Origin of the sequence: Sphingobium sp. CCH11-B1 (assembly GCF_001556865.1) — a bacterium.
Lineage (GTDB): Bacteria > Pseudomonadota > Alphaproteobacteria > Sphingomonadales > Sphingomonadaceae > Sphingobium.
Map to the genome: position 1 here is coordinate 206,994 of NZ_LSJY01000202.1, position 26,551 is coordinate 233,544.

Genomic DNA, 26,551 nt, shown 5'->3' on the forward strand with positions numbered 1-26,551 from the left:
TCTTTATGCCCCCTCTGTCCGTTGCATGCGGCGATAGCGCGGCAGCGCGGCCAGCTTGTTTTCGCGCCATTCCTCCAGGTTCGCGCGGGCGCGGTCCTTGAGGCGCGTGGCGATTTCCTTTTCGCGGTTCGCCGCGAGCGTCAGCCCTTCCTTGGTCTCGACCTTCTTCTGCGCATCATAGAGCGCGCCGTCGAGTTGACGTCCGGCCTTCTCCAGCCGGGTCGCCAGTTCCTGCATCGCAGCGAAGGAAGCGCCGGTCGCAAGTCCCTGCGATTCGAACAACTCGTTGCGCACGCGGGCGAGCCGTTCGATATTGTGCGCGATGCCTGCCGCCTCGTCGCGCGCGCGCGCCGTTTCGGCGACGGCCATGGCATGCTGCACATGGCGGACGCGCAATACGCGCTGGCGGCGGCCTACCATCCCCTTCATGCGCCGAAGCCTGCGACGAGCGCGTCGGCGCTGGCGACAAGATCGACGCGGCTCTTCTGATCCTGCCGGATGAAGTCCAACATGTCCTGACGGCGGCGCACCGCCTCGTCGATCACGGGATCGTTGCCCGGGCGATAGGCACCCATCAGGATGAGATCGCGATTTTCCTCGTAGGCGGCCCAGAGGCGGCGATAGCCCGCCGCCGCCTGCCGATGTTCGTCATCCACCACATCGGCCATGACGCGCGACAGGGATTTGCCGATGTCGATGGCGGGAAAGATCGCCTGTTCCGAAAGATGCCGGGACAGCACGAAATGCCCGTCGACGATGGCGCGCGCTGCATCGACGATGGGGTCGTCGGTGTCGTCGCCATCGGCCAGGACGGTGTAGAGCGCGGTGATCGACCCGCCAGTGCGGGTATCCACCCCCGCCCGTTCCACCAGGCGCGGGATCAGGGCGAGTGCGGAGGGCGGATAGCCTTTCATCGCGGGCGGTTCGCCCAGGGCCAGCCCGATCTCACGCTGGGCATGGGCACAGCGGGTCAGGCTGTCGATCAGGAGCAGCACCTTCTTGCCCCGCGCGCGGAAGTATTCGGCGATGGCGGTGGCGCGGGCGGCGGCGCGCAGGCGCAGCACGGGCGGATGATCGGCGGGCACGGCGACGACGATGGACTTGTGCATCGCGCCCTTGAGCTTGGTTTCTAGGAAATCACTGACTTCGCGGCCGCGTTCGCCGATCAGTCCGGTCACGACGATATCGGCTTCGGCCCCGGCGATCATCTGGCCCATCAGCACCGATTTGCCCACGCCCGATCCAGCGATGATGGCGATGCGCTGGCCGCGCCCGGCGGTCAGCAGCGCATTGACGGCGCGAACGCCAAGATCGAAAGGTTCGGTGACCCGTCCCCGGTCCAGGACATTGCCCTTGACGCCGTTGAGCGGCCACAGCCCACCGGCGATGATCGGCCCCTTGCGGTCGAGCGGCTGGCCCATGGCGTCGATGACCCGGCCGATGAGGCCGTCGCCCACCTGCACCATATTGGCCTGGCTGTCCGGTTCGACGCGGATGCCGTTTTCCAGCGGCGCGTCGGCGTCGAGCGGCACCAGCAGCGTGCGGTCGCCGCGAAAGCCCACCACCTCGGCCCGGCAGACGGACCCGTCGCTGGCCAATACGCGCGCGCCCGAACCGATCGGACGGCGAAAGCCGCTGACTTCCAGCATCCCGGCGTCATGGCTGACCAGGCGGCCGACATGGCGCGGCGCGCGATTCTGCACCTGAAGGTGATCGAACAGGCTTTCCGCCTGCATCAGCGCCGCGCGGATCATGCCTTCCCTTCCATATCGTCGAGCAATGCCCGCAAACGGGAGAGGCGCACGTCCGGACCGTCCTCGACCCACCCATCGGCGGTTTCAAGCCGCACGCAGCCGCGCTGCATCGTCTTGTCCGCGACCAGGGGCACGCCGATCGCCTCGTCCTTCAACAGGTCTGCGTCTTCGGGATGGACGTGCAGCGCGCTGCGGTCCTGATTGCTCTCGATGAAGGCGGCGACCGTGTCGCAGCGCTGCACCAGCCGCTCCATGTCGATCTCGACCTCGCCGACAATCTGTTCGACGAGGCGCACGACCGTGGCCGACAACATGGTGGACAGCATGCCGCTCGGCGCGGGCGAAAGCATCTCCAGCGCCTCGGCCAGCCGGGCCTGCGCCTCGACATCGGCGGCATGGCCTTCGGATGTGATGCGGCACCCTTCCTCGAACCCCATGGTGAAGGCTTCCATCCGCGCTTCTTCCATCGCGTCGACGGGCTCCGCCGACATCAGTTCGCCGCGCAGCGCGGCGGTCTGCTGTCCGGCTGGCGCGGTGTACAGACTGCGGAATCCGCCCTCTACCGGCCGGAACCCGGCGACCGCGACGGGCGCTGCATCATGGGTGATCTCTGCGCCCCAGATTCGTCCTGTTGGCGCATTTTCCGTGTCTTCGGCAAAAAGCCGACTTGAAAATGCGTTAGACAAAGTCATTGCCCTTTCCGCCAAGCATGATGGTGCCGGCGTCGGCCATGCGGCGCGCGGTGGCGATGATCAGCTTTTGCGCGTCGATCACTTCGGCAAGGCGGATGGGTCCGCGTTCCTCGATCTCGTCGGCAATGGCCTGCGCGGCGCGGGCGGACATGGAACCGAATATCTTGGCCTTCAGCATGTCGTTCGCGCCCTTCAGCGCCACGACCAGCACGCTGCTGTCGATCGTGCGCATCAGCGTGCCCAGATTCTTGTCGTCCATGTCGATGAGGTTGTCGAAGACGAACATCTCCTCCTCGATGGTCTGGGCGATCATCTTGTCGCGCTTGGCGACGGCCTTCATGATCCGCTGCTCATTGTCCTTGCGGACATTGTTCATGATCGCGGCCGCTTCGACCGTGCCGCCGCGCTGCGATGCCGCGCCCTGTTTGTTGACCGGGCCGCGCAGCAGCAGGTTCTCCAGATCCTCCAGCGCCTCGTTCGACACCGGGCCGAGCGTGGCGATGCGATAGACGATCTCTTCCTGATATTCGGAAGGCAGCAGTTGCAGCACGTCGGCAGCGACCGGCGCTTCGAGATGGGCGAGCACGATCGCCATGATCTGCGGATGCTCCGCCTCGATCAGCACGGCGATTTCCTTCGCGTCCATCCACTTCAGCATTTCCAGCTGGGTGGACCGGGTCGGCGGGGTGATGCGCGCCAGGATCGTCTCCGCGCGCTCCTCGCCCAGAGCCTTGGTCATCGCGCCGCGAATATGCCGGGTCGCGCCATAGCCGATGGTGGTGCGCTTTTTCGCCTTGTTGACGAAATGGTCCAGCGCCTCGTTCACTTCCTCGGGTTCGACATCCTGCACGTCATACATGGCGTAACCGAGCTGACGCACTTCGTCGGGTTCCAGGCGGGAAAGGATTTGCGCGGCCTCGTCCTCGTCGAACAGCATCAGGAGGACCGCGGCGGCGGCGCTGCCCTTGAGCGCCTCGGGACGGCCGGGGACGATCTCAGGCATTTTCCTTTTCCTTCTTGGCTTCCTTCAGAAGGTCGCGGACGACGAGCGCCGCGCGGTCAGGATCCTGCTTCACGAAGTTGCGGATCAGGTCAGCGCGCTGGGCATAGTCATAGGTGGAGGAAATCATGTCGAGCGTGACCTTCGGCTCGCCCCCGCTCATGGTGGCGACGGCGGCCTGGCGGGACAATTCGCCTGAAATCTCGCGGCCGATGCGCTGTCCGGCTTCGGCGCTCTGTTCGCTGGCGGCGGCCTGGGCCGCGGCGCGGCGCTTGAGCAGCGGACGGCCAATACCGAAGATGACCAGCAGCGCGACCAGCAGGGCGGAAATGTTGCGGGCCAGCGGCGCGATCCAGTCCGCTTCATACCATGGGGCGGCAACCACCGCTTCCTTGACGAAGCTGCGCGACGACAGCGCGACCACGTCGCCACGCGCCTGATCGAAGCCGACAGCGCCCTTCACCAGCGCTTCCAGTGCCGCGATCTCCTGCGCCGAGCGGGGCTTGCCATCGGGGCCATTGTCCAGCGCGACCGCCACGGACAGCCGCTTGACAGTGCCGATCGCATCCTTGGTCACGGACACTTCACGGCCCAGTTCGAAGCTGCGGTTGAAGGTTTCCTCGGTCTTCATCAGCGGATTGGGCGGCGTGCCGGGCTGCCCCGCCTGCGCGCCCTGCGCCGTTTGCCCCTGCGCCACGGCTTGACCGTTCGGATTGGTCTGCGTCACGGTCGGATTGACCGGCGCCTGGTTGCTGAGAGCGCCCGGAATGCCGGAAGCCTCCCCAGCGCCCTGTCCGCGCGGATCGGACGCCCAGCTGCCGGTTTCGGCGCGCAGGCGCGCCTCATCCTGCGGATAGGTTTCGCGCGTCGCCTGGCGCTCGGCGAAATTCAGCTCAGCATGCACCTCGGTCGAAAAATTGCCCTGCCCCAGGATCGGGGTCAGCAGCGCGATCACCGACTGGCGATAGCGATCCTCCATCTTCGACTGGACGGCAAGCTGACGATCGTCGGCGGCATTGCCGTCATTGTTGCTCAGCAGGCGGCCATTCTGGTCCACCAGCGAAATGTCGTCCGGGCTCAGTTCCGGGATGGAGGAGGCGACGAGATGGACGATGGCGCTCACCTGCTGGTCGGTCAGCGTACGACCGTTGGCGAGGCGCAACATGACGGACGCGGACGGCTTCGCCCGATCCCGCAGGAAAACGCTGGGCGGTTCGACCGCGAGGTGCACCTTGGCGCTCTCCACGCTGTCGATCGCCTCGATCGTGCGGGCGAGGTCCATTTCCCGGGCGGAGCGCAGCTTTTCGCCCTCCACCGCCCGGCTCGCGCCCATGGGCAGGCTGTCGATCATGCTGTTGCCGTCGGGCGCACTCTTGGGCAGGCCCTGGGCGGCGAGCATCATCTTCGCCTTGAAATAATCGCCCTCGCCAACGGTCATCGCGCCGCTATTGTCGAAGTCATATTTGATGCCGTTCTGGTCCAGCACCTGCGCCACCGCCGACTTGTCGGCATCGGGCAGGCCGCGGAACAGGTCGCGCTGCGGCGGTTCGCGCAGCGCCAGCCAGGCCGCGCCGGCGACCGCGACCGTGCCGAGCAGGCCGATCAGCGGCAGGCTCTTGGCAACCGCAGGCTGTTTGATGAAGCCTGTGAAGCGCGCCTTGATGGCGTCCATGCCCTTGGGTCCGCTTCCGAAGGATGCGGCCGGGGCGGCGGGCAGAGCGGGCGCAGCGGCGCCGACCGAGGTGGAGAGTGCGTTCTCGCTCATCGTTTATACCGGCATGCTCATGATGTCCTTGTAAGCGGACAGGAGTTTGTTGCGGACCTGAAGGGTCGCTTCGAAGCTGACCGACGCCTGCTGCTTGGCCAGCATCACGGCGGCAATGTCCGTGGTTTCGCCCCGTTCGAACGCGGCGGCGGCTTCGCCGGCCTGGTTCTGGAGGCCATTGACTTGCTGCAGTGCGTTGCTGAGCGCTTCGGTGAAGGCACCGGGCTTGGCGTCCTGCGCGCCGCCAATCGGAGCGTTGCCGCCGACAGCGCCGGCCGAGGACACGTCGCGAAGCGCGGCGTTTTTCTGCAGGATAGCGTTGCGGATCGCCATCACGCTGTCAGTGGGTGACATGCCGTTGATCGCCATGGTTCAGCGCTCCTTCAAGCCGCGGCCAACTCGCGCATCTCGGCGAGCCGGTAGCGCAGCGTGCGTTCGGAAATGCCCAGCTTGCGGGCGGCGGCGGCACGGTGACCGTCCGTTTCGCGCAGGGCGGTGCGGATCGCCTCCAGCTTGGAATGGCGGGCGACGTCGCGCAGCCGGATGGGCTCGGCGGGCGCCAGGGAGGCGGGAGCAAAGATCGGTTGCGCGATCACGGGCGCGATTTGCGGAGCCGATCCCATGTGCAGGTCGCCTGCCTCGATCCGGTCGCCGTCGCGCAGCACCAACGCGCGCTGGAGGATATTGCCAAGCTCGCGGGCGTTGCCGGGCCAGCCATGGGCGGCCAGCTTGTCGATCGCGTCGGCGGTCGGCCAGACGAGGCCGGCCTTGCCCATGTCGGACAGGCGCAAGAGCATGGCGGCGGTGATGGCGCTCACGTCGCCGCGCCGCTGGTTGAGCGGACGCAGTTCCAGCGGCATGACGTTGAGGCGCCAGTAAAGGTCTTCACGGAAGCGGCCTGCGGCGACTTCCTCGGCAAGATTGCGGTTGCAGGCGGCAACGACACGGACATTGACCGGCACCGGATGGGTCGCGCCGACCGGCAGCACTTCGCCTTCCTGCAACGCGCGCAGCAGCTTGGCCTGGAGAGCGATCGGCAGTTCAGCGATTTCGTCGAGAAACAGCGTGCCGCCATCGGCCGCCAGGAAAAGGCCGTCCGACGCGTTGGCCGCGCCGGTGAAGCTGCCCTTCTTGTGGCCGAAGAGCATGGCTTCCATCATGGTTTCGGGAAGCGCGGCGCAATTGACGGCGATGAAGTCGTGGTCGGCGCGACCGGACTGGGCGTGAAGGAATCGGGCCATCCCTTCCTTGCCCGTGCCGGTGTCGCCCTGGATCAGGACGGTGGCGTCGCTGCGCGCGACCCGGCCGGCCAGCGTCATGAGACGCGCGCTGCCCGCGTCGCCGACGGCGGGGACGAAGGCGGGGCGCGCCAGTTCGGCGATCAGGGCGAAGGCGAAGCCCATGTCCGCGATGCCGAAGGCGACCCGCGCAGGCAGGCCGTTCGCCGCGGCGACGAGCGACGGGGCGCCGTCGACAAGCGTGATCAGGATGTCGCGATGGGTGGCATGACCGATTTCGGTCGCCAGCAGCACGCGGCGGCTCTCTTTGTCGCGCGGGCTGGCGGCATCCACGATCCGCACGGCGTAGAGCGCATTTTCGAGCCAGTGCTGCAGCCCGGGAACGAGCGCGCAGACGCCACGGCTCACGTCAAGCGATGACATGAACAGAAACCCCAAATTCCACTGGCTTGTACCCCCGTACGCCCCAGGCACCTTCGATGGTTAATGTTTACCCCGTGCGTGGTTATCAGATGGTTAATGCCGTCCGGCAGCTTGCCGCAGGGCGGCAATTTTTTTCCGGTAGAAACGGCAATATCCTCGGCTTTGATATGACCCGCGCGCGTGACGCGCACGTAAGGGGCGGGAAACAGCCGCCGATTCGCCCGGCCGATCAAAAAAATCGCGGTGCGCGTTAAAGGCTCCCGACCCCTTGCCGTTATCCCCTTTCGAGGCCGCAAGCGCCCTGATGGCAGCGACCTGATAGACACGGAAAGGGAACATCATGACTGTTATCGGAACCAACTCTCCGGCCCTGCGCGCCGCCAACTCTTCGAACAGCGCCAACAAGGCTCTGCAGACCGCGATGGAACGCCTGTCGACCGGCAAGCGCATCAACAGCGCGAAGGACGATGCCGCCGGCCTCGCCATTGCCTCCAGCATGACCGCCTCGATCCGCGGCATGACCCAGGGCATCCGCAACGCCAACGACGGCATTTCGATGGCGCAGACGGCGGAAGGCGCGCTCGGCGAAGTCAGCAACATGCTGCAGCGTATGCGTGAACTGCAGGTCCAGGCGCTGAACGGCACCTATTCGACCACCGATACGGCGAACCTCCGTTCGGAGCAGCTGGAACTCAAGAACCAGATCAACGACATCGTCACGAAGACCTCGTTCAACGGCAAGCTGCTGTTCGACGCCACCGCCGCCACCGGCTTCTCGATCCAGACCGGCGCCAGCGCCACCGACACCGTCACGCTGAAGTCGGTCGATCTGACCGCAGCCGCCGGCGGCGTGGGCGTCATCAACGCCGAAACCTTCGCCGACGCGGCGAACGTCGCGACACTGGCGGAATATGACACCGCTCTGTCGCAGATCTCGAACGCCCGCGCCGCTCTCGGTGCGACGCAGAACCGCCTGGAATCGGCTGTCAACAACATGACCGCGAACGTCACCAACCTGACCGACGCCCGCAGCCGCATCGAAGACGCCGACTTCTCGGCCGAAACGACCATGCTCGCCAAGCAGCAGATCCTGAGCCAGGCTTCGACCGCGATGCTGGCGCAGGCCAACCAGAGCCAGCAGGGCGTGCTGAAGCTGATCGGCTAAGCCCCGCCTAAAGATTGGTCGGCTGGGGTCATGGTCACCTGACAGCCGCCCAAGTGGCCTCCGGCGCATCAACAGTCCCCACCGCGCCGGGGGCGACACCTTCGATCGAACGACCAGAAATCCCGAAGCCTCCGTCCCCCCGGGCGGAGGCTTCATCGCGTCGGCCGGGCATCGGGGCGGACCGTGGATACAAGACTTGGCTTGGTCGTTCTGGCGTTCCATGATCGATCCCATGACAAAGCTAGACCGGCGCGCGATGATCGCCGCCACCGGTGCCGCCATGTTCCTCCCCTTTCCCGCCGCCGCGCAGGACGGATCGCGTCCATTTTCGTGGGAGGCGGCGGTGGCGCAGGCACGGGCACTGTCCCGCGCGCCCTATCGGCAAACCCCGCTCTATCCCGGCGCGGCGAAGGTCAATTATGATGCATTGCATGCCGCTCGCTTCCGCGACGACCGCACGCTCTGGGGCGATCTTCCCGGTGACACGGGCATCCGCTTCTTTCCGCTGTCGGCCAACGCGGCCCAGCCGGTGCAGATCGCAATTGTGGCGAAGGGACGCGCGACGCCGTTGCGCTACGATCCCGGCATGTTCGACGCACCCGCCGGCAATGCCGTCGCCGCCCTTGGGCCAGATGCCGGCTTTGCCGGGTTCCGCATCATGAACGCCGCGCGCGATGGCGACTGGCTCTCCTTCCTGGGCGCGAGCTATTTCCGCGCGCCCGGCCCCACCAAGCAATTCGGCCTGTCGGCCCGTGCCATCGCGGTGAACACCAGCATGCCGGGCCGGGAGGAGTTTCCACGCTTTACCCATTTTTGGCTCGAACGGACCGGGGCAAGCAGCGTCACGGTTTACGCCCTGCTCGATGGCGCATCCATCACTGGCGCCTATCGATTCGTCAACAGCCTGGGCCGGGAAGGCGTGAAGCAGGAGGTGACCGCCGCCCTCTTCCCCCGCCGTGCGATCGAGGAACTCGGCCTGATGCCGATGACCAGCATGTTCTGGTACGACCAGTCGAGCCGGGCCAAGGGAACCGACTGGCGGCCGGAAATCCACGATTCCGACCTCCTCTCCATCGCCAGTGCGGACGGCACGGCCCAGGCGCGGCCGATCGTCAACCCGTCCACCCCGCATTTCAGCGCCTTTCGCGAAACCAGTCCCAGGGGGTTCGGCCTCCTGCAGCGGGACCGGGATTTCGATCATTATCAGGATGACGGCGTTTTCTACGACCGGCGGCCATCATTATGGGCGACCCCGACCCGCCCGCTCGGCGCGGGCCAGGTCCGCCTGTACGCCTTCCCGACCGACAGCGAATATACGGACAATGTCGCTGCATTCTGGACCCCCGATGCCCCTGCCAGAGCGGGTTCGCGGATCGACCTGGCCTATCGGCTCGATTGGACGGCCGACCCTGCGCCTGCGGGCGGCGGCATGGCGATATTGCAGGATGTCTGGCGCGGGCGCGGCGACGGTGCCGGGTCCGACAGGCTGATACTGGACTTTTCAGGGTTGCCCGCAGGGACAAAGCCCGACATCTGGACCGATGTCGCGCGTGGCACATTGCTGAAAAGCGCCGGCTATCCGCTGGTGAACAAGCCCGGCATCTATCGCGTGATCCTCGACTTGAGGCGCGAGGGCACCGCCCCGGCCGATATTCGCGTGCAATTGCGGTCCGGCAATCGCGCATTCAGCGAATATGTGCATTATCCCTTGGGTGCGTAACGGAACCGACTGGCTTAACATAGGTTCCCATGCCTGGGTTAATAGCGGACGAATGGATCATGGCAAATCGAGGCACGCCGACGGCAGGCGCCCCGGCAGAGGACCGGCCGTTGGCGCACGCGTTTGAAAGCGTGCCGGCCGAAAGCCCGTTGGCCATGCCGGAACAGGATTTCGCGTCCCGGCCCCTCTCGACCGACCGCCGCCCCCTCAACATAGATATCTGGGCGCGCCGCCTGTTGGTCGTGGCTCTCGCCCTGCTGCCGGCGGCGGTCGCCGCGCACGAAATGCGCCGGTCCATCGGCCTGGACGGGATCAGCCCGATGGAGGGCATCTATCTGGCCCTGTTCATTTCTCTGTTCGCCTGGATCGCGTTTGGCTTTTCCACCGCGACCATCGGCTTTCTGCTGCTGACAGTCGGCAAGGGCCGGGGCGTCACCCCCCGCCCGTTGCACGCATCGGAACGGCTGCAGGGCAGGACGGCGATCCTGCTGCCGGTATGCAACGAGGATTTCCTGGGCGTGCTCGGCCGGCTGTCGATCATGGAGCGGTCACTGGCTCAGGTTCTGGGCGGCGAACGGTTCGAATTCTTCATCCTGTCGGATTCGAACGCAGACAATGGCGAGGCGGAACGGCGCGCCTATCTGGAAATGCGCGACTCCTTCTCCCGCCCCGTTCATTATCGTCGCCGTGCGATCAACATCGGCCGCAAGCCGGGCAATATCGCCGAGTGGGTCCAGCGGTTCGGCGGCGCTTACGACCATATGGTCGTGCTGGACGCCGACAGCGTGATGAGCGGCCAGACCATGGCACGCCTTGCCGCCGATATGGAACGCCACCCGCATGTGGGCCTCATTCAGACAGTGCCGACCGTAATGGGCGCGGCGACGCTGTTCGCCCGCTGGCAGCAATTCGCCAGCCGGCTGTTCGGGCCGATCTCGGCTGCCGGCATGATCTGGTGGGCGGGATCCGAAGGCATGTTCTGGGGGCATAACGCCATCGTGCGGGTCCGTGCCTTCGCGGAAAGCTGTGGGCTGCCCGAACTGCCCGGCCGCGCGCCCTTCGGCGGCCATATCATGAGCCACGACATGCTGGAGGCGGCACTGCTCCGCCGGCGCGGCTGGGACGTGCATATGGTGACGGCGGACGACAGTTTCGAGGAATTCCCGCCTTCCATGCCCGATGTCTTCACGCGGGACCGGCGCTGGTGCCAGGGCAATATCCAGCATGTGCCGCTGCTCTTTCGCATTGCCGGCCTGCATCCGGTCAGCCGGTTCCAGCTGTTCGTGGGAGCAAGCGCCTATTGCACATCGCCCATGTGGCTGGCGCTCATCCTGGTGGTGCTGGGAGGTGCGGCCAGCGGCCTGTGGCCCCCTGCCGCGGTGCTGCCGTCTGGTGGCTTATTGGCGGTGACGGCGGTGCTGCTGTTCGGCCCCAAGATCCTGGCGATCCTGTGGGCGATGGCGGACCCGGCGCGGCGCATCGGCTTTGGCGGCGCGGCGACCATGATCCGCGGGGTCATTGCGGACATCATCCTCTCCATCCTCATGGCGCCGGTCGCGATGCTGACGCAGACGATCAACCTGTTCGGCATCCTGATGGGTCGGAAGAGCAGCTGGAACGGTCAGACGCGCGATCGGGACGGAATGGCGATCTTCAGCGCTGTCTGGCTGTTCAAATGGCATCTGTTGCTGGGCGTCGGGCTTACCGCCCTCGCGATCCGCGCTGGCGCGCTTGGCTGGACGCTTCCCGTTGTCGCCGGGCTGTTCGCCGCGCCGCTGCTGGCGGCGATCACCGCGCGCAAGGATCTGGGACGCAAGGCGGAAGAAGGCGGCCTGTTCAGGGTGGCCGATCCCTGGTGGCGCACGCAAAGCTATCGCCCCCTGCGCTTCCGCTGGCCCACGCGTGCCAAGCGGCCGGTCATCGTCGCGAACGACGAATGAAATGGCCGCGCCTCGACTGCCTTAATCGCTCCAGTCGCGCAGCTTCTCGCGCAGCTTGTCGAGCGCGGACTTCTTGATCTGGCACACGCGCGCCGCGCCGATGTCCAGCGTCCGCCCTATTTCTTCCAGGTTGAGTTCCTCGACGAAATAAAGCTGGAGCACGATCGCTTCACGCTGCGGCAATTCACCGATGCAGGCGGCCAGCGCCTTCTTGAGCGATTCGCGCTCCATCACTTCGTCTGCGCGGTCCTCGACGTCGGCGAACCACATGGACTGGTCCGAATAGACCTCGTCCATGCTGCTGTGCTGAACCATCTCGACGCTGTCGGCGACTTCGCGATAGGCGGCGGGTTCCAGCCCCATGTCGGCGGACATTTCCGCTTCGGTCGGCAAGCGGCCGAGCTTCTGCTCCAGCCGGTTGCGCACGCCCGCCAGTTCCTTGCGTTTGGCCATGGCGGAGCGGCAGAGCGTTGCCTGCCGCCGCAGATGGTCGATCATCGCGCCACGCACGCGCAACTGCGCGTAAGCCGCAAAGCCCAGCCCCCGGTCCTCGAAGCTGTTCGCCGCCTCGACAAGCGCGACCATGCCGATCTGCAGCAAATCCTCCACTTCGATGGCGGTCGAAACCCGGCCATGGACGTGCCAGGCGATCTTGCGCACCAGCGGCATATACTGGCGGGCGAGCCGTTCGGGGCTGTTTTCCCCAGGCTTGCCGTAGGTGTGGGCGCCGGCCGCGATCTTGTTCATGTACATGGCTCAGTCTTCCCTCAGGCCACCCGTTCCCGTTGCGGCAGCGGATCGTGCCGCGGCGTGGGCCGTGATTCGTTTCCTACGACCGCAACCACTTCCACTCCCTTACCGTCCGGGATTTCCAGGAAGGACAGGACGGGGGTTTCGGGCAGGTGCGGCTTGAACAGGCGGGCGAGCGCGCGACGCGCCACCGGCGAGGTCACAATGGCGAAGTTACGGGCCTGCCCCATGATGGGACGGGCGGCCTGAATGACCTGTTCGACGATACGGTTGGCAAGGCTGGGTTCGATCGGATGCTTGGCGTCGCCCGCCACGCGCATCGCCTGCGCCAGCATGGCCTCCAGTTCGCCATCGAGCGTGATGACGGGCAGCGGCATCTTCACAGGCACCAGACCCTGGATGATGAGCGCACCGATGCGCTGGCGCACCGCCTCGACCAGTTGTTCATGGCTCATGTCTGGCCGCGCCGCGTCGACCATCGCCTCGCAGATGCGGCGGAAGTCCTTGAGCGCGATCCCTTCGGACAAGAGCGCGCGGCACAGCGCACTGATCTGCGTCAGGCTGAGCAGCCCCGGCGTCAGCCCGTCGACCAGTTGCGGGGCGGCGTCCTTCAAATTGTCGAGCAGCTTGCGCGCTTCGTCCAGGCCGAACATTTCCGAAGCGTTCATGGCGATAAGCTGGTTGAGGTGCGTCGCGACGACCGTCGGCGGATCGACCACGGTATAGCCGGCGATCACCGCCTCGCTGCGCTTCGCCTGCGAAATCCAGACCGCGTCGAGGCCAAAGGTCGGATCCTTGGCCACGCGGCCCTGCACCGTGCCTTCCAGCGCGCCGCTGTCCAGCGCCAGCAGGTCGTCGGGCCAAATCTCGTCCTCGCCCACGACCACGCCGGCGATGGTGATCCGATATTGATGCGGCTCCAGCGCCAGATTGTCCTTCACGCGCACCATCGGCACAACGAAGCCCAGTTCCTTCGACAGCTGGCGACGGATGCCTGTGATGCGCGCCATCAGGGGCGCGCCCTTGCGCTCGTCGACCAGGGAGATGAGCCCATAGCCGATCTCCAGCCCCAGGATCGCACCGTCCGACACATCGTCCCATTCGATCAGCGCCGGGTTGGGCGCAGGCGGCGGCGGGGCCGGCTCTGCGGCCTTCTTCTGGCTCGCCTTGCGCAATTGCCAGGCGATGCCGCCGGCGACCGCCGCAGCGGGCAGGATGATCATGTGCGGCATGCCGGGCAGGATGCCCAGGAAGCCGAGGATGGCGGCGACGGGGACCCACGCCTTGCCGGTGCCGAACTGGCCCGCGACCTGCGCCGACAGATCCTGCTCGCTCTTGACCCGGGTGACGATGGAAGCCGCGGCGATCGAGAGCAGCAGCGCGGGGATCTGCGCGACCAGCGCGTCGCCGATCGCAAGGATGATATAGGTCTGCGCGGCTTCGCCGATCGGCAGCTTGTGGCTGACGACGCCCAGGATGATGCCGCCCACGATGTTGATGGCCAGGATCAGGATGCCCGCGACCGCATCGCCCTTCACGAACTTGCTCGCGCCGTCCATGGAACCGTAGAAGTCGGCTTCGGTCGCGACTTCCTGCCGGCGGACCTTGGCCTCTTCGGGCGTGAGCAGGCCTGCATTCAGGTCGGCGTCAATCGCCATCTGTTTGCCCGGCAGCGCATCCAGGGTGAAGCGCGCCGACACTTCCGACACGCGGCCCGCGCCTTTGGTAATGACGACCAGGTTGATGATCATCAGGATCGCGAAGACAAAGATGCCCACGACATAGTCGCCGCCGATCAGGAAGTGGCCGAAGGCTTCGATCACCTGACCCGCAGCGTCCGATCCTTCATGCCCCTGTACCAGCACGACGCGCGTCGAAGCGACGTTGAGCGCCAGGCGCAGCAGCGTCGCGAACAGCAGGACCGTCGGAAAACTGGAAAAATCGAGCGGCTTGGCCGCGTTCAGCGCCACCATCAGCACGGCAAGGCTGATCATGATGTTGGTGATGAAACCGATGTCCAGCATGATCGCGGGGACCGGCACCATCATGAACAGCACGACCATCAGCGTGGCGATGGGCAGCACCGCCCCCTTGGCGGCGCTCATCCAGATCTTCGCTTTGACTTGGGCGGGAGTCATATCGGGCCGTTACCTTCCGAGGGTGGCGAGCATGAGATAGGCGAGACGCGCGGTCTGCGGCTGCGGCGCGACGGTCACGTCGGGCCGTTCGGAGAGGCGCTGGGTTTCGATCCGCACATAGTCGGCGGGTTGCACGGTCTTCGCGCCCGAAGGCAGCGAAGCGTCGGCATATTGGACAGGACCGCCGAGCGCGTCGGAACCCTTCTGCAGCTTGGCGGCAAAGCGATCGCGGATTTCGGTGAAGCTGCGCGGCGTGCCTTGCCGGTCGTAGAAGATGGAGCGGTTGGCGCGCGCCGCCGCCGGAAACAGCGATGCGGCCGTGGCGTCGGGCGCGCGGTCATGCGCGGACAGGAATTTGGCCGCGCCGCCCACGCCCAGGAAATGGGCAAGATAGAGGTCCACCGGCTGCGTTTCGCGGCCGAGGCGACTTTCCAGATAGGCCTTGTTGTCGGCGGCATGTTCGGCCGCCATGACCGACGCCGTTTCAGGATGCTTGCGCAGGTCGAGTATCTGCTGCCGCAATTCGGGGTCGGCGACATAATAGCGGCCGCCGCTCTGCTGGATGGCATCGGCCGCCCAGCCCAGACCATATTGCGCGCCGTGCTTGTCAACGATGGCGAGCCAGCTCTGGTCGATGAATTGGTAAAGGCCGGTCGCGGAGGATGTCGTTGCGCGAGCGGCGGGATTAAGGCTCGACTCGATCTTCGCCTGCCCCAGCAGATAGCTGAAGTCGACGCCGGTGCGCCGGCTCGCCATGGCAATCGCGTTGGTAACGCGATTGCCCGCCGATGCTGCGGTTGCCGAAATGTCAGCGAAAAGCGACACGAACGCGAATATCCTCACTTGCTAGCGAGGACATTAGAGCAAGGCTTGTGCCAAGATTTGGTTAACGCGCCTTCATGAAAAAGACCCGCATAACGAAAAACGGCGCCAATCGGCGCCGCTTTAGGGACAGGTGAAATTTTTTTCGTTCAGCGGCCGTAGGTCAACGGCGCGGTGCTGGACCCGTGCGAGGCGAGCAGGGCAAGACGCTGATTCGCATGATCGGCGAGCAGGCTGGTGCGGATGCGCGCGCTTTCCAGTAACGGCAGCATCGCCTTCAGCCGTTCGGTCACGGCGGCATCGGATCGCCACGCGCCGATGGCGCGAACGGCAGCCGTCGCGCGGCTCACCCGCCCGCTGGCTGCTTCGATCATGGCCGGGTCATTCCCGTCCAGCGTAGCGCGAAGCTCCTCGAACGCATCGAAGAGGTCATCCAGCGCGGCCAGACCAAGGGGCATGGGACGCAGCTCAGGCCGGCAGGTCGAGCGCGATCATGCGCTCGGCAATGGCGTCGGGATCGACCGGATAGTTGCCCGAAGCGATCGCGGCCTTGATCTGCGCGATTCGGTCCAGGTCGACAGGCGCGCCTTCTGCGGCCATGCGGGCGGCTGGGCTGGCCGAAGCCGATGCGGACGCGGACAGGCTGGATCCACCCACGGCGGATGCACGGGTCTTGCCGCTTTCACGCAGGCTGTTCGCGCCGATCGCGCTGCTGATGCCTTGGCCAACGGAGTTGATCATTGGGTTCAATCCTTCACTCGTCCCTGTCGACTATAACGGACAAGTTCAAAAATCATTAAATCCCGGAATGCGCACAACCCCCATTTCCACGACCTGCGCGAAAATCGGCGCACTTTTCTTGTCTTCGCGCACGCGAATGGTCTCGCCGGCGGCACCATCCTCGTCCGCGACCATCATGCGCGACACGCTGAAGGCGGCGTTGCCGGCCATCAATTGCACCGGATCGCCCCGGCGCACCACCGCTTCGCGCGATGGCGCGGCGGCCGGGCGTGCGAACCGGGATTGAGGCGCCGCGGCTGTGCGCGGCAATGGACCGGAAGCGCCCGCAGCCGCGCCTGCCGCCAGCGGCACGCGGATGCGCCAGCCCAGCGCGTCGCACTTGACCATCGCAGCACCGAAGACCGGCCCTTCTACGGTTGGGGTTGCAGGGCAGGCCGCCAGCCGCAGGCGGCGGTCGACCGGCGCGGCGGGGCCGCCCGGCTCGCCCAGATTGGCGCCCACCGTCATCGCGACCAGACTGTCGATGCGATCGAGATTTTCGAATTTCTGCTGCGCCAGTGCGGGCTGCACGCCCACCAGCATGGCCACGGCGGCAAGAAGGAACGAAACGCGGAACACGGCCTGTCTCCTGATAAGGCGGACAATCTATACCGCGTTATCAGCAAAATCCGTGCCATCCGGTATCAGCGCGGGCCGGAGGGCCTTGTCGCGATGCGGATCGTCTGCCCCTTGCCCGCTTGGTCCTGCGCCTGATCCAGCCCGCGTATGACCAGGCGATCCTGCGCCACGCCGTTCGCGCGCAAGGCTCGCGCGACAGCCCCAAGACGAGCCGCCGCCAGATCCCATCCATCGAAGCGACGGGCGGACGGATCGATCCCGTCGCTGCGCAACTCGATCCTGTCCTGCCGCCCGATATCATGTGCGATGCGCGTGAGACGCGCCTGCCCGCTCGCGCTCAGCAACGCCTCATCCGGCAGGAAAAGGTCCGCCGCGTGCAGCTCGATGCCGCGTGGCGCGGTCTTTCCGCCAAATCGTGCGCTCACCTGCGCCAGCATGGCGTCCCGCTTGCTGCCGCTCGCCTGCAGCAGGACGAAAAAGCCGAGCAGCAGCAGCAACAGGTCGGCAAAGCTTATTGCCCAGCGATTGCGCCGGGCAGCAGTAGTTGAGGCGGGGCCGGTCATGCGACCTCGCGGATCGTCGCACGGCGCAGCGGCGCATTTTCCCGCCGCGCGATCAGCAGCATCCGGTCGGCGACCTCGCGCTGCCACGCCAGTTCCCGTTCCGACAGGTCGGCAAGCCTGGCCGCGATGGGCGCGGCGATCATGTTGGCGATGATGACGCCATAGAGGGTGGTGAGCAGCGCCAGCGCCATTGAAGGCCCCAGCCTGGCGGGGTCGTCCATTGCCGCGAACATGCCGACAAGGCCGATGATGGTTCCCGCCATGCCCAGCGCGGGCGCGGCGTCGGCGATCGACAGCCATAATTTGTGCGCGGCGCCGTGCCGTTGGGCCCGATCGGACAGCGTCTGTGCCGCCCACTGCTCGAACTGCTCGGCGCGCTCGCAATTGGCCAGCTTGCGCGCGGCCTCGGTCAGGAATGCGTTGGCGGTTTTCACGCGATCCGTGCAGGCAAGGCCGCGTAGCTGCGCCACCTGGTCGATCTTCAGCATGGCGGCGCGCGCGCCATCCCTGGCGCGATCGGGATCGGCGATGAGCAGGGGCCTCAACGCCGCGAAGCCGCGCCCCATCGATGCCCAGCCATTCTGGAACAACGCCACAAGGGCGATCCCGACCAGCATCGCTCCAAGGGTAACGGGATCGAACAAATGGCCGATAATCGCGATCATAATGTCCCTCCCTCGTCAGCCGCACCTGTGGCGGCAACAGCCTGCCGCTGGCCGGCAAATAATTGCCGCCCTTGCCGCCCGCCCACGCGGAAGCCCGGTTTTCCGCCGATTTCCGCGCCAACCATGCGTCACCCACGCAAATTGGCACGGCTCTTGCTGATTACAGGCTGGATCACCCGCAGGAGACGCCATCAGGCTTCAGAACGGCGGGTGAAGGCGAAACTTTAGAGCGAATATGAACATGTCGGTTGAAGACAATCTGTTCGGGATACATGGGAAGGCGCTGGCCCTGCGGTCGCAGCGCCTGTCCCTGCTCGCGTCCAACATCGCCAATGCCTCCACGCCCGGCTACAAGGCGCGGGACATCGATTTCGAGGCGGCGCTGAAGGAAGCCACCGCCCGGGGCGGCGGCTCCGCGACCGACGTGTCGAAGGCCGTCGACGATTCGATGGGCTATCGCGTCCCGCTCCAGCCCAGCCTTGACGGTAACACGGTCGAGCTCAGCACCGAACAGACGCTCTTTGCGGAGAATGCGGTCAAATATCGCACGACCCTCTCCTTCCTGGAGGGCCGCATCAACACCATCAACCGCGCGCTGAAGGGAGAATGAGCATGAGCAATCCGCCCATGAACGTCTTCGACATCGCCGGCCGCGCGATGAGCGCGCAGCTGGTCCGGCTCAACGCCACCGCATCGAACATGGCGAACGCCGGCAATGTCACCGGAAGCGCGGGCGAAGCCTATCGCGCGATCAAGCCGGTGTTCGAATCCGTCACCGACACGCCCGGCGTATCGACCGTGAAGGTCAAGAACGTCGTCACCACCAACGCGCAGCCGACGAAGCGCCACGACCCCAACCATCCGCTCGCCGACGCGAACGGGGATGTGTGGGAAGCGGCGGTGGACGAGAATGCCGAGCTGGTCGACATGATCGAGACCGCCCGCATGTACCAGAACAACGTCCAGGTGCTGAATACCGCCAAGTCGCTGATGATGGAAACCATAAGGATCGGCAAATGACGACGACCACCGCAACCGACAGCGCGGGCCTTTCGGTTTACAAACCCACGGCGAATGTCGGCACCGGCAGCGCGACGATGGACCAGTCCAGCTTCCTGACGCTGCTGACCGCGCAGATGCAGTTCCAGGACCCGTTCGAACCGGTGAAGAACAGCGACATGGTGGCCCAGATGGCGACCATCACCAATTCGTCCGGCATCGCGGAAATGAACGCATCCATAAAGACGCTTACCAAGGAAATGACCGGCACCCGGCTGGGCGACGCCGCCAGCTGGATCGGCAAGTCGATGCTGGTGAACAGCAACATCGCCGCACCCGACGTCGCCGGCACCTATGCGGGTCAGGTCACCCTGCCCGCCGCGACGGATGGCGCGTCGATCGATCTGGTCGATGCCGCAGGCAACACCGTCAAGACCATCGACATGGGTCCGCAACAGGCCGGTGACGTCACCTTCTACTGGGACGGCAAGAACGACGCCGGCCAGACGGTCTCCACCTCCGCCCTTCAGGTCAAGGTGAATGGCGCGACGCCCACCAGGGTCGCGACCTGGGCAACCATCGCCGCCGTGCAGTCTCCTGCCGACGGCTCGTCCTCAAAACTCATCACCGCGCTCGGCAGCTACAGCCCGTCCGACGCGATCAGCCTCATGTAATTTTTCCGAACCCTTCCTTTTCACCCAAGGAGCAACGCCATGTCCTTCTACATCTCTCTCTCGGGCCTCAAGGCTTCGCAGGTCGATCTTTCGACGATCTCGAACAACGTCGCCAATGTGAACAGCACCGCGTTCAAAAAGAGCAAGACGATCTTCGGCGACATCTTCGCCGCCGCGCCGATGCAGACCACCAACCAGGTCTCGGGGCAAGGCGTCCGGGTCCAGGGCGTGACCCAGCAGTTCACGCAGGGCACGCTGGAAACCACCGACAAGACGCTGGATATGGCCATCGCGGGCGAAGGCTATTTCACGGTGAAAGGCGAGGATGGCACCATCAGCTATACCCGCAACGGCGCCTTTGCCGTCGACGACAACCGGTTCGCCGTCGACACGACCGGCGCGCGCATCCAGATTTTTCCCGTCGATCCGCAGACCGGCGTTCCGACCGGCAATCCAGCGACCGCGACGCCCGCCGACCTTACCGACCTCAATATTCCCACCAGTGCCAACAATGCGCAGCTGACCAGCGTCGGCGTCGACAAGAAAGGCATGGTCTCGGCCGTCTATGCCGATGGCAGCACGGTCTATCTGGGCCAGGTCGCCATGGCGACCTTCAACAGCCAGGAAGGCCTGCGCCAGGAAGGCGATGCCCACTGGAGCGCGAATGTCGCCAGCGGCGATCCGATCTTCGGCACCGCCAATCAGGGCATGTACGGCAGCGTCAACAGCGGCATGCTGGAACGCTCCAACGTCGACATCACCGATGAACTGGTGGCGCTGATCGCTGCCCAGCGCAACTTCCAGGCGAACAGCAAGGCGATCGAGGCAGCCAACACGCTGACCACGACCATCGTCAACCTGCGCACCTGATCGGAAGGTAGAAGGGTCAGCCCATGGATCGGCTCGTCAACACGGCACTCACGGCGATGCGCGGCGCGATGGCGCGGCAGGCGTCGGTCGCGAACAACCTGGCGAACGTCAACACTGTCGGCTTTCGCGCGGAGATCGCCAATGCCGAGACGCGCTGGATCCAGGGCGACACCTTCGACACGCGGGCGCAGGCGTCCGAGCAGGTGATCGCCGCCGACATGGCGCAAGGCGCGGTCACCGCCACCGGCAACCCGCTCGACGTAGCCATGGACGGAGACGCTTTGCTCTCCGTCCAGGCCGCGGACGGCAGCGAAGCCTATAGTCGCCGGGGCGACTTGCGGGTCACGGACAGCGGCCTCCTCACCACGGGCGAGGGCCTTGCCGTGCTCGGTGAAGGCGGTCCCATCGTCCTGCCGCAGATGGACAGCATCTCGATCGCGCAGGATGGCAGCATCTGGGGCGTGCCGCAGGGCGGCGACCCCGCCAACCCGCAGCAGGTCGACAAGCTCAAGCTCGTCAACGCGGCCGGATCCAGCATCGCCAAGGGCAAGGACGGCCTCTTCCGCGAAGTCAATGGCGGCGCGCTCCCTTCCGACCCGCTGGCGACCGTCACGTCGGGATCACTGGAAGGATCGAACGTCAACGCGACGGCCGCGCTGATCCAGATGATCGAGGCCAGCCGCGCCTACGAGACGCAGGTCAAGATGATCGATACCGCCAAGCAGCTGGATGACGGCGGCGCGTCGCTGATGCGCCTCGACGGCTAGGAAGAATGGTTAACATTGGCACGCCTCTTGCTTTGATGCGTGCATGATCAGCCCGATCAAGGGCCGTGTCACGGAGAAGTCTAGATGAGCAACGCCGCCCTTCATGTCGCCCGCACCGGCCTCGACGCGCAGAACACGAAGATGCGCGTGATCGCCAACAACCTGGCGAACGTCAACACGACCGGCTTCAAGAAGGACCGTGCGGATTTCGAGACGCTGGCCTATCAGCAGATCGTCCAGGCCGGCTCCAATTCCGACAGCGAAAACAAATTCGCCAACGGCCTGAACCTGGGATCGGGCGTCGCCCTGCAGGGCACCAGCAAGATCAATACGCAGGGCACGCTGAACCAGACCAGCAATGTGCTGGACATGGCGATCGAAGGATCGGGCTATTTCCAGGTGCAGAAGCCCGACGGCTCCATTGCCTACACCCGCGCCGGCAATTTCAGCGTCACGGCGGAAGGCACGATTGTCACCGCTGACGGATTGCCGCTGATCCCGCAGATCACTGTGCCGCAGGGCGCGACGTCCGTTTCCATCGGCAATGACGGCACCGTGGCGGCGACGCTGCAGGGCGAAAGCGAACCCAGCCAGCTGGGCCAGATCGAACTGGCAAGCTTCATGAACCCGGCCGGCCTTCAGTCGCTGGGCGGCAACCTGCTTGCGGAAACCGCCGCCAGCGGCACGCCGCAGGTCGGCGTGGCGGGGCTTGAAGGGCGCGGCATGATCCGCTCGGGCTATCTCGAAACCTCCAACGTCAACATCGTGGAGGAACTGGTCGACATGATCGAGACGCAGCGCGCCTATGAGGTCAATTCCAAGATGATCAAGGCCACCGACGAAATGCTCCAATACGCCAATCAGAATATCTGAGCCTGATCGATGCGCCTCTCCCCCATCCTTGCCGCCCTGCCGGTTCTCGCGCTTGCCGCCGCTCCCGCCGATGCGGGGCGCAAGAAGCGCGACGTCGAACGCGAATATTACGCGCCGACCGTGGTCGCACAGCCGGCCGCGCCGGCGGCGAACGGCTCCATATTCCAGGCTTCGATGGGTTATACCCCGCTGACCAGCGGCGCGCGCGCGACCAGCGTGGGCGACATCATCACCATCGTCCTGGTCGAACGCACACAGGCGACCAAGAGCACCAGCGCCGATACCAGCCGCGCCGGCAATATCGGCCTGACCCCTCCCAGCACCGGCATCCTGTCCAAGCTCTTCTCGGCGAGCGATGTGGCGGCCGGCGGGCAGAACAGCTTCACCGGCAAGGGCGGGGCCAGCCAGTCCAACGCCCTGTCCGGCGAGATCACGGTGACGATCGCCGCCGTCTATCCCAATGGCACCATGCTGGTGAAGGGTGAGAAGGCGCTGACGCTCAACCGGGGCGACGAATATATCCAGCTGAGCGGCCTCGTCCGCCAGGCCGACATCGCGCCCGACAACCGTATCGCATCGACCCGCGTGGCCGACGCCAAGATCATTTACAAGGGCAAGGGCGAGATCGCCAACGCCAGCCGCCAGGGCTGGCTCCAGCGTTTCTTCTCCGCGATCAGCCCCTTCTGACGAGGGATTTGGATAGCATCATGACCCGCCTGTTCCGCTTCCTCCTCGCCGCACTCGCGATGGCTTCGGCGCCGGTCGCCCATGCCGAACGCATCAAGGATCTTGGCAGCTTTCAGGGCGTCCGCCCCAACCAGCTGACCGGCTACGGCATCGTCGTGGGCTTGGCCGGCACGGGCGACGACAGCATTCAATATGCGACGGAAGGCATGAAGGGCGTCGTCTCGCGCTTCGGCCTTACGCTGCCGCCGGGCGTGAACCCGGCGCTCAAAAATGCAGCGGCGGTGCTGGTGACGGCCGATCTGCCCGCCTTCGCCAAGCCCGGCCAGCGGCTTGACGTCACCGTCTCCGCCCTGGGCAAGGCCAAGTCGCTGCGGGGCGGCACGCTCATCATGACGCCGCTGCGCGGCGCGGACAATGAAATCTACGGCATGGCGCAGGGCAATCTCGCCGTCGGCGGCCTCGGCGTTTCGGGCGCGGACGGCAGCCAGGTGTCGGTCAACATTCCGTCTGCCGGCCGCATTCCCGGTGGCGCGACGGTGGAGCGCGCGGTCGCGACCGGCTTCGACACCGCGCCCGTGCTGACCTTCAACCTCGCCGAAGCAGACCTTACCACCGCGCTGCGCGTCGCGGACGGCATCAACCGCGCCTTCGGTGACAAGCGCGCCAGCGCCGTCGACGCTGTGTCGGTCTCGATCGCCGCGCAGCCGGGCGCGGAAACCCGTATCATGATGATGGGCATGATCGAGAATATCGAGATCGCGCCCGCCGATGCCCCTGCCAAGGTGATCGTCAACGCGCGCACGGGAACGGTCGTCATCAATGGCGCGGTCAAGATCCATCCCGCCGCCGTGGCGCATGGCAAACTGACCGTCAGCGTCAACGAAAGCCCGCGCGTCGTTCAGCCCGCGCCTTTCAGCCAGGGGCGCACGGCGGTCGAACAGTCGAGCAGCATCAGCATCGACGAGCAGAAAAAACCTATGGTTAATTTTAAAGGCGGGGCCTCGCTGGCCGATATAGTCAAGGCGGTGAACGCCATCGGCGCTTCGCCGGCGGACATGGTCGCGATCCTTGAGGCGCTCAAACAGGCGGGCGCGATGAAAGCGGAACTGGTGGTGCTCTGATGCAGGTTTCTACACTTTCTCCCGCGTCGGCTCCCGCCGCCGCCGGCCAACCCGGCAAGGCCGCGCTCGAAAAGGTCGCGCAGCAGTTCGAGGCGGTGTTCCTGCGCCAGATGATCGGCGCGATGCGCTCGGCGTCCCTCGCCGAGGGCATCACCGATTCGAGCGCAACCCAGCAGTTTCAGGACATGGCCGACGCGCGCACCGCCGATGCCATGGCGTCCAAGGGCGCGATGGGCATTGCCGAGCTTCTGATTCAGCAGTTCGGTTCGCGCGTCGCCCCTGCCCCCGTCGACAAGCCCTCACCCAACGCGCCGGACGGCCCCACCCCGGCTGAAGGCGCATGAGCGACCTTTTCATCATTGGCGCATCGGGAACGAAGGCCTATCGGTCCGCGATGGCGGCCATTTCCGAGAATATCGCGAACGCAAGCACCGCCGGCTACGCCCGCCGGTCGGTATCCACGGTCGAGTCCGGGTCGTCGACGGCGACTATGGCGACCTATGTCTCGCTCGCCAATTTCGGCGGCACGCAGGTGAAAAGCATCAACCGCGCGGCCGACCCCTATCTGGACGCCACCATGCGGTCGACCGGCATGGCGCTGGGCAGCGCGACGGCGCGCCTGCGCTGGCTGAGCGACGCGGAAAATGCGCTCAACGACAGCAGCACCGGCATCGGCCAGCTGATGAGCGGCATGTATCAGAATTTCGAGAAGCTGGCCGCCAGCCCATCGGACAAGTCGCTGCGCGTCACCACGCTCGACAGCATCACGCGCGTCGCGCAGGCCTTCAACCAGACCGCGTCCGACCTTCAGACCGTATCCAGCGGCATCGCCACCGAAGCCAATTCGTCGGTCGATACGATCAACGAATCCCTGTCGGCGCTTGCCAGCATCAACAACAGCCTGCTTCGCGCCCAGCCGGGAACGTCGGCCTATGCGCAGTTGCTGGACAGCCGCGACGCCGCGCTTCAGGATCTGTCCGCCAATCTCAACGTGACCGTCACTTTCGGCGCGCATGACAGCGCGCAGATCACTTATGGCAGCCAAACGCTGGTCAGCGGCGATCAGGCGACAACCGTCGCCGCGACGGCGGGCACGGACGGCCGACTCTCGCTCACGCTGACGGGTGGCGGGGCGCTCGATACGCCGGCAAGCGGCACATTGGGCGGACTCTTCTCCGCAGCGGCGACCGTGGCGACGCGGCGAGAAAGCCTGGACAGCCTGGCGGCACAGTTCACCGCCAACCTCAATGCCTGGCATGCCCAGGGTCGGACCGATGCCGGGACGGCGGGCACGCCGCTGCTGTCGGGCACGACCGCCGCCACGCTCACCGCGCTCATCAGCGATCCGACGGCGCTTGCGACCCGGTCCGCCGATGGCAAGCTCAACGGCAATCTGATCGCGGCGAACACCGTCCTGCGCGGCAACGGCAGCGTCGAACAGAATTGGACCGCGCTGATCTCCGGGCACGCGACGCTGCTTGCCTCGACCAAGGCGGAACATGACACCGCCACAAGTCGCAACGATCAGGCCGTCGCCGCGCGCGAAGCCGTCAGCGGCGTCGATCTCGACATGGAGGCGGCGGATCTGCTGCGCATCCAGCAGGCCTATTCGGCCAGCGCCAAGGTGCTTCAGATCGCCAAGGAAACCATCGACTCCATCCTCAACATCATCTGACCGCGAAAGGCTGACCCATGGTAGGCATCACCAGCAAGATCATGATCGCCGAAATGCGTCGGCAGCAGCAACTGTCGCAGAGCATCGTCGATGGTCAGACCGCCATTTCCAGCGGCGTGTCCCTGACCAAGCCGTCGCAGGACGTGCTTGCCTGGGTGCAATTGTCCGAGGTGGGTCGCGCCCAGGCGCAGCAATCCGCCTGGCAATCCAATGTCAGCTATGGATCGGCCCGCGCCGGCAATGCCGAGGCCAACCTGTCGGAAATGGACAATCTGTTGAAGCGCGCGCAGGAACTGGTGACGTCGGCGCGCAACGGGTCGCTGAACGACACCAGCCGCGCGGCGTTGACGGAAGAATTGTCGACCATCCGTACGACCGTCAACGAACTGCTGAACCAGAAGGATTATCAGGGTACTCCCGTCTTCGACGACGGACAAAGCGTGCTGGTGCCCGTCAGCCGCGGCCTCAACCTCGCCGTCGTCGGAACGAAGCAGGAAGTATCGGAAGGCATCGACGTCAACGGCACGCCCATGTCCATCGACGACATCCTGGCCCAGAGCATCGCCGCGATCCAGAATGGCGGCGACGCCGGGATGGAGGACGCGCTGAAGGCCGTTCAGGCCGCGCAGGGACATATCGTCCTTGAACAGGCCAAGCAGGGCGTGCGCGCCGACCGGCTTGAAACGGTGGGCGATCGTCTTACCGACGTCGACCTGGACCTGAGCGACCGTCGGGAAGATCTGCAATCGACCAACCTGCAGGAAGTCATCTCGCGGGTGCAGGCGCAACTGCTCCAGTTGGAAGCGGCGCAATCGGCCTTCGCCCGCATCAATCGGCAAACCCTGTTCGACCTTATCCGCTAAATAAAAAAGGCGGCGGCTTTCCTAAACC

The 26,551-nt window shown here is 65.6% G+C and carries 30 protein-coding genes; 15 read left to right on the forward strand and 15 right to left on the reverse strand.

Going from position 1 to position 26,551, the window contains the following annotated elements; translation table 11 throughout:
- Window positions 1–3: 3 nt before the first annotated feature.
- Genes AX724_RS20660 through AX724_RS20690 form a run of 7 tightly spaced genes read right to left on the reverse strand, consistent with a single transcriptional unit; the run spans window position 4 to window position 6,872 of the window.
- On the reverse strand, window positions 4–429 hold the full coding sequence (locus tag AX724_RS20660) for a hypothetical protein (protein ID WP_066770556.1): 426 nt from the start codon (window positions 427–429) through the stop codon (window positions 4–6).
- Window positions 426–1,754 (reverse strand): FliI/YscN family ATPase, encoded by a 1,329-nt coding sequence (locus tag AX724_RS20665; RefSeq protein WP_066770558.1) that lies wholly within the window; start codon window positions 1,752–1,754, stop codon window positions 426–428. Before AX724_RS20665 ends, AX724_RS20660 begins: the two co-directional genes overlap by 4 nt.
- Window positions 1,751–2,446, reverse strand: a complete 696-nt coding sequence (locus AX724_RS20670; RefSeq protein WP_156448196.1) for a FliH/SctL family protein — start codon at window positions 2,444–2,446, stop codon at window positions 1,751–1,753. The genes AX724_RS20665 and AX724_RS20670 overlap by 4 nt, the downstream gene beginning before the upstream one ends.
- Window positions 2,433–3,449, reverse strand: a complete 1,017-nt coding sequence (gene fliG, locus AX724_RS20675) for a flagellar motor switch protein FliG (protein ID WP_066770560.1) — start codon at window positions 3,447–3,449, stop codon at window positions 2,433–2,435. The genes AX724_RS20670 and fliG overlap by 14 nt, the downstream gene beginning before the upstream one ends.
- The gene (gene fliF / locus AX724_RS20680; RefSeq protein WP_066770571.1) at window positions 3,442–5,211 is read right to left on the reverse strand and encodes a flagellar basal-body MS-ring/collar protein FliF; all 1,770 of its coding nucleotides are present in this window, start codon (window positions 5,209–5,211) and stop codon (window positions 3,442–3,444) included. The genes fliG and fliF overlap by 8 nt, the downstream gene beginning before the upstream one ends.
- 3 nt (window positions 5,212–5,214) lie before the next feature.
- Window positions 5,215–5,574, reverse strand: coding sequence for a flagellar hook-basal body complex protein FliE (fliE, locus tag AX724_RS20685; RefSeq protein ID WP_066770746.1), 360 nt, complete (start codon window positions 5,572–5,574; stop codon window positions 5,215–5,217).
- Between the two features lie 20 nt (window positions 5,575–5,594).
- On the reverse strand, window positions 5,595–6,872 hold the full coding sequence (locus tag AX724_RS20690) for a sigma-54 interaction domain-containing protein (protein WP_066770749.1): 1,278 nt from the start codon (window positions 6,870–6,872) through the stop codon (window positions 5,595–5,597).
- A 56-nt stretch (window positions 6,873–6,928) separates the two neighbouring features.
- Between AX724_RS20690 and AX724_RS23795 the strand changes: the two genes are divergently transcribed.
- From AX724_RS23795 to mdoH, 4 genes are all read left to right on the forward strand, one after another.
- Window positions 6,929–7,126: a hypothetical protein gene (locus tag AX724_RS23795; RefSeq protein ID WP_156448197.1), complete on the forward strand. Its 198-nt coding sequence runs from the start codon at window positions 6,929–6,931 to the stop codon at window positions 7,124–7,126.
- Between the two features lie 86 nt (window positions 7,127–7,212).
- The gene (locus tag AX724_RS20695) at window positions 7,213–8,037 is read left to right on the forward strand and encodes a flagellin N-terminal helical domain-containing protein (RefSeq protein WP_066770574.1); all 825 of its coding nucleotides are present in this window, start codon (window positions 7,213–7,215) and stop codon (window positions 8,035–8,037) included.
- 232 nt (window positions 8,038–8,269) lie between these two features.
- Window positions 8,270–9,757, forward strand: a complete 1,488-nt coding sequence (locus AX724_RS20700; protein WP_066770752.1) for a glucan biosynthesis protein — start codon at window positions 8,270–8,272, stop codon at window positions 9,755–9,757.
- 59 nt (window positions 9,758–9,816) lie between these two features.
- Window positions 9,817–11,697, forward strand: coding sequence for a glucans biosynthesis glucosyltransferase MdoH (mdoH, locus tag AX724_RS20705; protein WP_066770580.1), 1,881 nt, complete (start codon window positions 9,817–9,819; stop codon window positions 11,695–11,697).
- A gap of 21 nt (window positions 11,698–11,718) precedes the next feature.
- On the opposite strand, the gene AX724_RS20710 is transcribed toward mdoH, so the two are convergent.
- From AX724_RS20710 to AX724_RS20745, 8 genes are all read right to left on the reverse strand, one after another.
- Entirely contained in the window at window positions 11,719–12,450 is a 732-nt protein-coding gene (locus AX724_RS20710; RefSeq protein WP_066770582.1) for a sigma-70 family RNA polymerase sigma factor, read from the reverse strand.
- A gap of 14 nt (window positions 12,451–12,464) precedes the next feature.
- On the reverse strand, window positions 12,465–14,585 hold the full coding sequence (gene flhA / locus AX724_RS20715; protein WP_066770583.1) for a flagellar biosynthesis protein FlhA: 2,121 nt from the start codon (window positions 14,583–14,585) through the stop codon (window positions 12,465–12,467).
- Between the two features lie 9 nt (window positions 14,586–14,594).
- Window positions 14,595–15,410: a flagellar biosynthesis protein FlgJ gene (locus AX724_RS20720; RefSeq protein ID WP_066770755.1), complete on the reverse strand. Its 816-nt coding sequence runs from the start codon at window positions 15,408–15,410 to the stop codon at window positions 14,595–14,597.
- Between the two features lie 146 nt (window positions 15,411–15,556).
- Window positions 15,557–15,865 (reverse strand): hypothetical protein, encoded by a 309-nt coding sequence (locus AX724_RS20725; RefSeq protein ID WP_066770585.1) that lies wholly within the window; start codon window positions 15,863–15,865, stop codon window positions 15,557–15,559.
- Between the two features lie 10 nt (window positions 15,866–15,875).
- Window positions 15,876–16,148, reverse strand: coding sequence for a flagellar biosynthesis anti-sigma factor FlgM (gene flgM / locus AX724_RS20730; protein ID WP_066770592.1), 273 nt, complete (start codon window positions 16,146–16,148; stop codon window positions 15,876–15,878).
- Window positions 16,149–16,193: 45 nt separating this feature from the next.
- Window positions 16,194–16,730 (reverse strand): flagella basal body P-ring formation protein FlgA, encoded by a 537-nt coding sequence (locus AX724_RS20735; protein ID WP_066770758.1) that lies wholly within the window; start codon window positions 16,728–16,730, stop codon window positions 16,194–16,196.
- A gap of 101 nt (window positions 16,731–16,831) precedes the next feature.
- The gene (locus AX724_RS20740) at window positions 16,832–17,329 is read right to left on the reverse strand and encodes a flagellar motor protein MotB (protein WP_066770595.1); all 498 of its coding nucleotides are present in this window, start codon (window positions 17,327–17,329) and stop codon (window positions 16,832–16,834) included.
- Window positions 17,326–17,994 (reverse strand): MotA/TolQ/ExbB proton channel family protein, encoded by a 669-nt coding sequence (locus tag AX724_RS20745; RefSeq protein WP_066770598.1) that lies wholly within the window; start codon window positions 17,992–17,994, stop codon window positions 17,326–17,328. The genes AX724_RS20740 and AX724_RS20745 overlap by 4 nt, the downstream gene beginning before the upstream one ends.
- A 241-nt stretch (window positions 17,995–18,235) precedes the next feature.
- Between AX724_RS20745 and flgB the strand changes: the two genes are divergently transcribed.
- From flgB to AX724_RS20800, 11 genes are all read left to right on the forward strand, one after another.
- Window positions 18,236–18,604, forward strand: coding sequence for a flagellar basal body rod protein FlgB (flgB, locus tag AX724_RS20750; RefSeq protein WP_066770766.1), 369 nt, complete (start codon window positions 18,236–18,238; stop codon window positions 18,602–18,604).
- Between the two features lie 17 nt (window positions 18,605–18,621).
- Window positions 18,622–19,014, forward strand: coding sequence for a flagellar basal body rod protein FlgC (flgC, locus tag AX724_RS20755; RefSeq protein WP_380914367.1), 393 nt, complete (start codon window positions 18,622–18,624; stop codon window positions 19,012–19,014).
- A complete protein-coding gene (locus tag AX724_RS20760; protein ID WP_066770606.1) occupies window positions 19,011–19,667 on the forward strand; it encodes a flagellar hook assembly protein FlgD in 657 nt (218 codons plus the stop codon). Before flgC ends, AX724_RS20760 begins: the two co-directional genes overlap by 4 nt.
- Before the next feature lie 39 nt (window positions 19,668–19,706).
- On the forward strand, window positions 19,707–20,537 hold the full coding sequence (locus tag AX724_RS20765; RefSeq protein ID WP_066770608.1) for a flagellar hook-basal body complex protein: 831 nt from the start codon (window positions 19,707–19,709) through the stop codon (window positions 20,535–20,537).
- 23 nt (window positions 20,538–20,560) lie between these two features.
- Window positions 20,561–21,304 (forward strand): flagellar basal body rod protein FlgF, encoded by a 744-nt coding sequence (locus AX724_RS20770; protein ID WP_066770610.1) that lies wholly within the window; start codon window positions 20,561–20,563, stop codon window positions 21,302–21,304.
- Between the two features lie 84 nt (window positions 21,305–21,388).
- A complete protein-coding gene (gene flgG / locus AX724_RS20775) occupies window positions 21,389–22,177 on the forward strand; it encodes a flagellar basal-body rod protein FlgG (RefSeq protein WP_066770620.1) in 789 nt (262 codons plus the stop codon).
- A 9-nt stretch (window positions 22,178–22,186) separates the two neighbouring features.
- On the forward strand, window positions 22,187–22,864 hold the full coding sequence (locus tag AX724_RS20780; protein ID WP_066770623.1) for a flagellar basal body L-ring protein FlgH: 678 nt from the start codon (window positions 22,187–22,189) through the stop codon (window positions 22,862–22,864).
- 20 nt (window positions 22,865–22,884) lie between these two features.
- The gene (locus AX724_RS20785) at window positions 22,885–23,985 is read left to right on the forward strand and encodes a flagellar basal body P-ring protein FlgI (RefSeq protein WP_066770771.1); all 1,101 of its coding nucleotides are present in this window, start codon (window positions 22,885–22,887) and stop codon (window positions 23,983–23,985) included.
- Window positions 23,985–24,329 carry a rod-binding protein gene (locus AX724_RS20790; protein WP_066770624.1) on the forward strand — a complete coding sequence of 115 codons (345 nt, stop codon included), beginning with the start codon at window positions 23,985–23,987 and terminating at the stop codon, window positions 24,327–24,329. The genes AX724_RS20785 and AX724_RS20790 overlap by 1 nt, the downstream gene beginning before the upstream one ends.
- Complete coding sequence (gene flgK / locus AX724_RS20795; protein WP_066770625.1) at window positions 24,326–25,660, forward strand: flagellar hook-associated protein FlgK; 1,335 nt, start codon at window positions 24,326–24,328, stop codon at window positions 25,658–25,660. The genes AX724_RS20790 and flgK overlap by 4 nt, the downstream gene beginning before the upstream one ends.
- 17 nt (window positions 25,661–25,677) lie before the next feature.
- Window positions 25,678–26,523 (forward strand): flagellin, encoded by an 846-nt coding sequence (locus tag AX724_RS20800; RefSeq protein ID WP_066770627.1) that lies wholly within the window; start codon window positions 25,678–25,680, stop codon window positions 26,521–26,523.
- The last annotated feature ends 28 nt before the right edge of the window (window positions 26,524–26,551 follow it).

Coding starts and splice junctions, on each gene's coding strand:
- AX724_RS20660 (WP_066770556.1), bottom strand. CDS start 429: ATGAAGGGGATGGTAGGCCGCCGCCAGCGCGTATTGCGCGTCCGCCAT.
- AX724_RS20665 (WP_066770558.1), bottom strand. CDS start 1,754: ATGATCCGCGCGGCGCTGATGCAGGCGGAAAGCCTGTTCGATCACCTT.
- AX724_RS20670 (WP_156448196.1), bottom strand. CDS start 2,446: ATGACTTTGTCTAACGCATTTTCAAGTCGGCTTTTTGCCGAAGACACG.
- fliG (WP_066770560.1), bottom strand. CDS start 3,449: ATGCCTGAGATCGTCCCCGGCCGTCCCGAGGCGCTCAAGGGCAGCGCC.
- fliF (WP_066770571.1), bottom strand. CDS start 5,211: ATGAGCGAGAACGCACTCTCCACCTCGGTCGGCGCCGCTGCGCCCGCT.
- AX724_RS20690 (WP_066770749.1), bottom strand. CDS start 6,872: ATGTCATCGCTTGACGTGAGCCGTGGCGTCTGCGCGCTCGTTCCCGGG.
- AX724_RS23795 (WP_156448197.1), top strand. CDS start 6,929: ATGGTTAATGTTTACCCCGTGCGTGGTTATCAGATGGTTAATGCCGTC.
- AX724_RS20695 (WP_066770574.1), top strand. CDS start 7,213: ATGACTGTTATCGGAACCAACTCTCCGGCCCTGCGCGCCGCCAACTCT.
- AX724_RS20700 (WP_066770752.1), top strand. CDS start 8,270: ATGACAAAGCTAGACCGGCGCGCGATGATCGCCGCCACCGGTGCCGCC.
- mdoH (WP_066770580.1), top strand. CDS start 9,817: ATGGCAAATCGAGGCACGCCGACGGCAGGCGCCCCGGCAGAGGACCGG.
- AX724_RS20710 (WP_066770582.1), bottom strand. CDS start 12,450: ATGTACATGAACAAGATCGCGGCCGGCGCCCACACCTACGGCAAGCCT.
- flhA (WP_066770583.1), bottom strand. CDS start 14,585: ATGACTCCCGCCCAAGTCAAAGCGAAGATCTGGATGAGCGCCGCCAAG.
- AX724_RS20725 (WP_066770585.1), bottom strand. CDS start 15,865: ATGCCCCTTGGTCTGGCCGCGCTGGATGACCTCTTCGATGCGTTCGAG.
- flgM (WP_066770592.1), bottom strand. CDS start 16,148: ATGATCAACTCCGTTGGCCAAGGCATCAGCAGCGCGATCGGCGCGAAC.
- AX724_RS20735 (WP_066770758.1), bottom strand. CDS start 16,730: ATGCTGGTGGGCGTGCAGCCCGCACTGGCGCAGCAGAAATTCGAAAAT.
- AX724_RS20740 (WP_066770595.1), bottom strand. CDS start 17,329: ATGACCGGCCCCGCCTCAACTACTGCTGCCCGGCGCAATCGCTGGGCA.
- AX724_RS20745 (WP_066770598.1), bottom strand. CDS start 17,994: ATGATCGCGATTATCGGCCATTTGTTCGATCCCGTTACCCTTGGAGCG.
- flgB (WP_066770766.1), top strand. CDS start 18,236: ATGTCGGTTGAAGACAATCTGTTCGGGATACATGGGAAGGCGCTGGCC.
- flgC (WP_380914367.1), top strand. CDS start 18,622: ATGAACGTCTTCGACATCGCCGGCCGCGCGATGAGCGCGCAGCTGGTC.
- AX724_RS20760 (WP_066770606.1), top strand. CDS start 19,011: ATGACGACGACCACCGCAACCGACAGCGCGGGCCTTTCGGTTTACAAA.
- AX724_RS20765 (WP_066770608.1), top strand. CDS start 19,707: ATGTCCTTCTACATCTCTCTCTCGGGCCTCAAGGCTTCGCAGGTCGAT.
- AX724_RS20770 (WP_066770610.1), top strand. CDS start 20,561: ATGGATCGGCTCGTCAACACGGCACTCACGGCGATGCGCGGCGCGATG.
- flgG (WP_066770620.1), top strand. CDS start 21,389: ATGAGCAACGCCGCCCTTCATGTCGCCCGCACCGGCCTCGACGCGCAG.
- AX724_RS20780 (WP_066770623.1), top strand. CDS start 22,187: ATGCGCCTCTCCCCCATCCTTGCCGCCCTGCCGGTTCTCGCGCTTGCC.
- AX724_RS20785 (WP_066770771.1), top strand. CDS start 22,885: ATGACCCGCCTGTTCCGCTTCCTCCTCGCCGCACTCGCGATGGCTTCG.
- AX724_RS20790 (WP_066770624.1), top strand. CDS start 23,985: ATGCAGGTTTCTACACTTTCTCCCGCGTCGGCTCCCGCCGCCGCCGGC.
- flgK (WP_066770625.1), top strand. CDS start 24,326: ATGAGCGACCTTTTCATCATTGGCGCATCGGGAACGAAGGCCTATCGG.
- AX724_RS20800 (WP_066770627.1), top strand. CDS start 25,678: ATGGTAGGCATCACCAGCAAGATCATGATCGCCGAAATGCGTCGGCAG.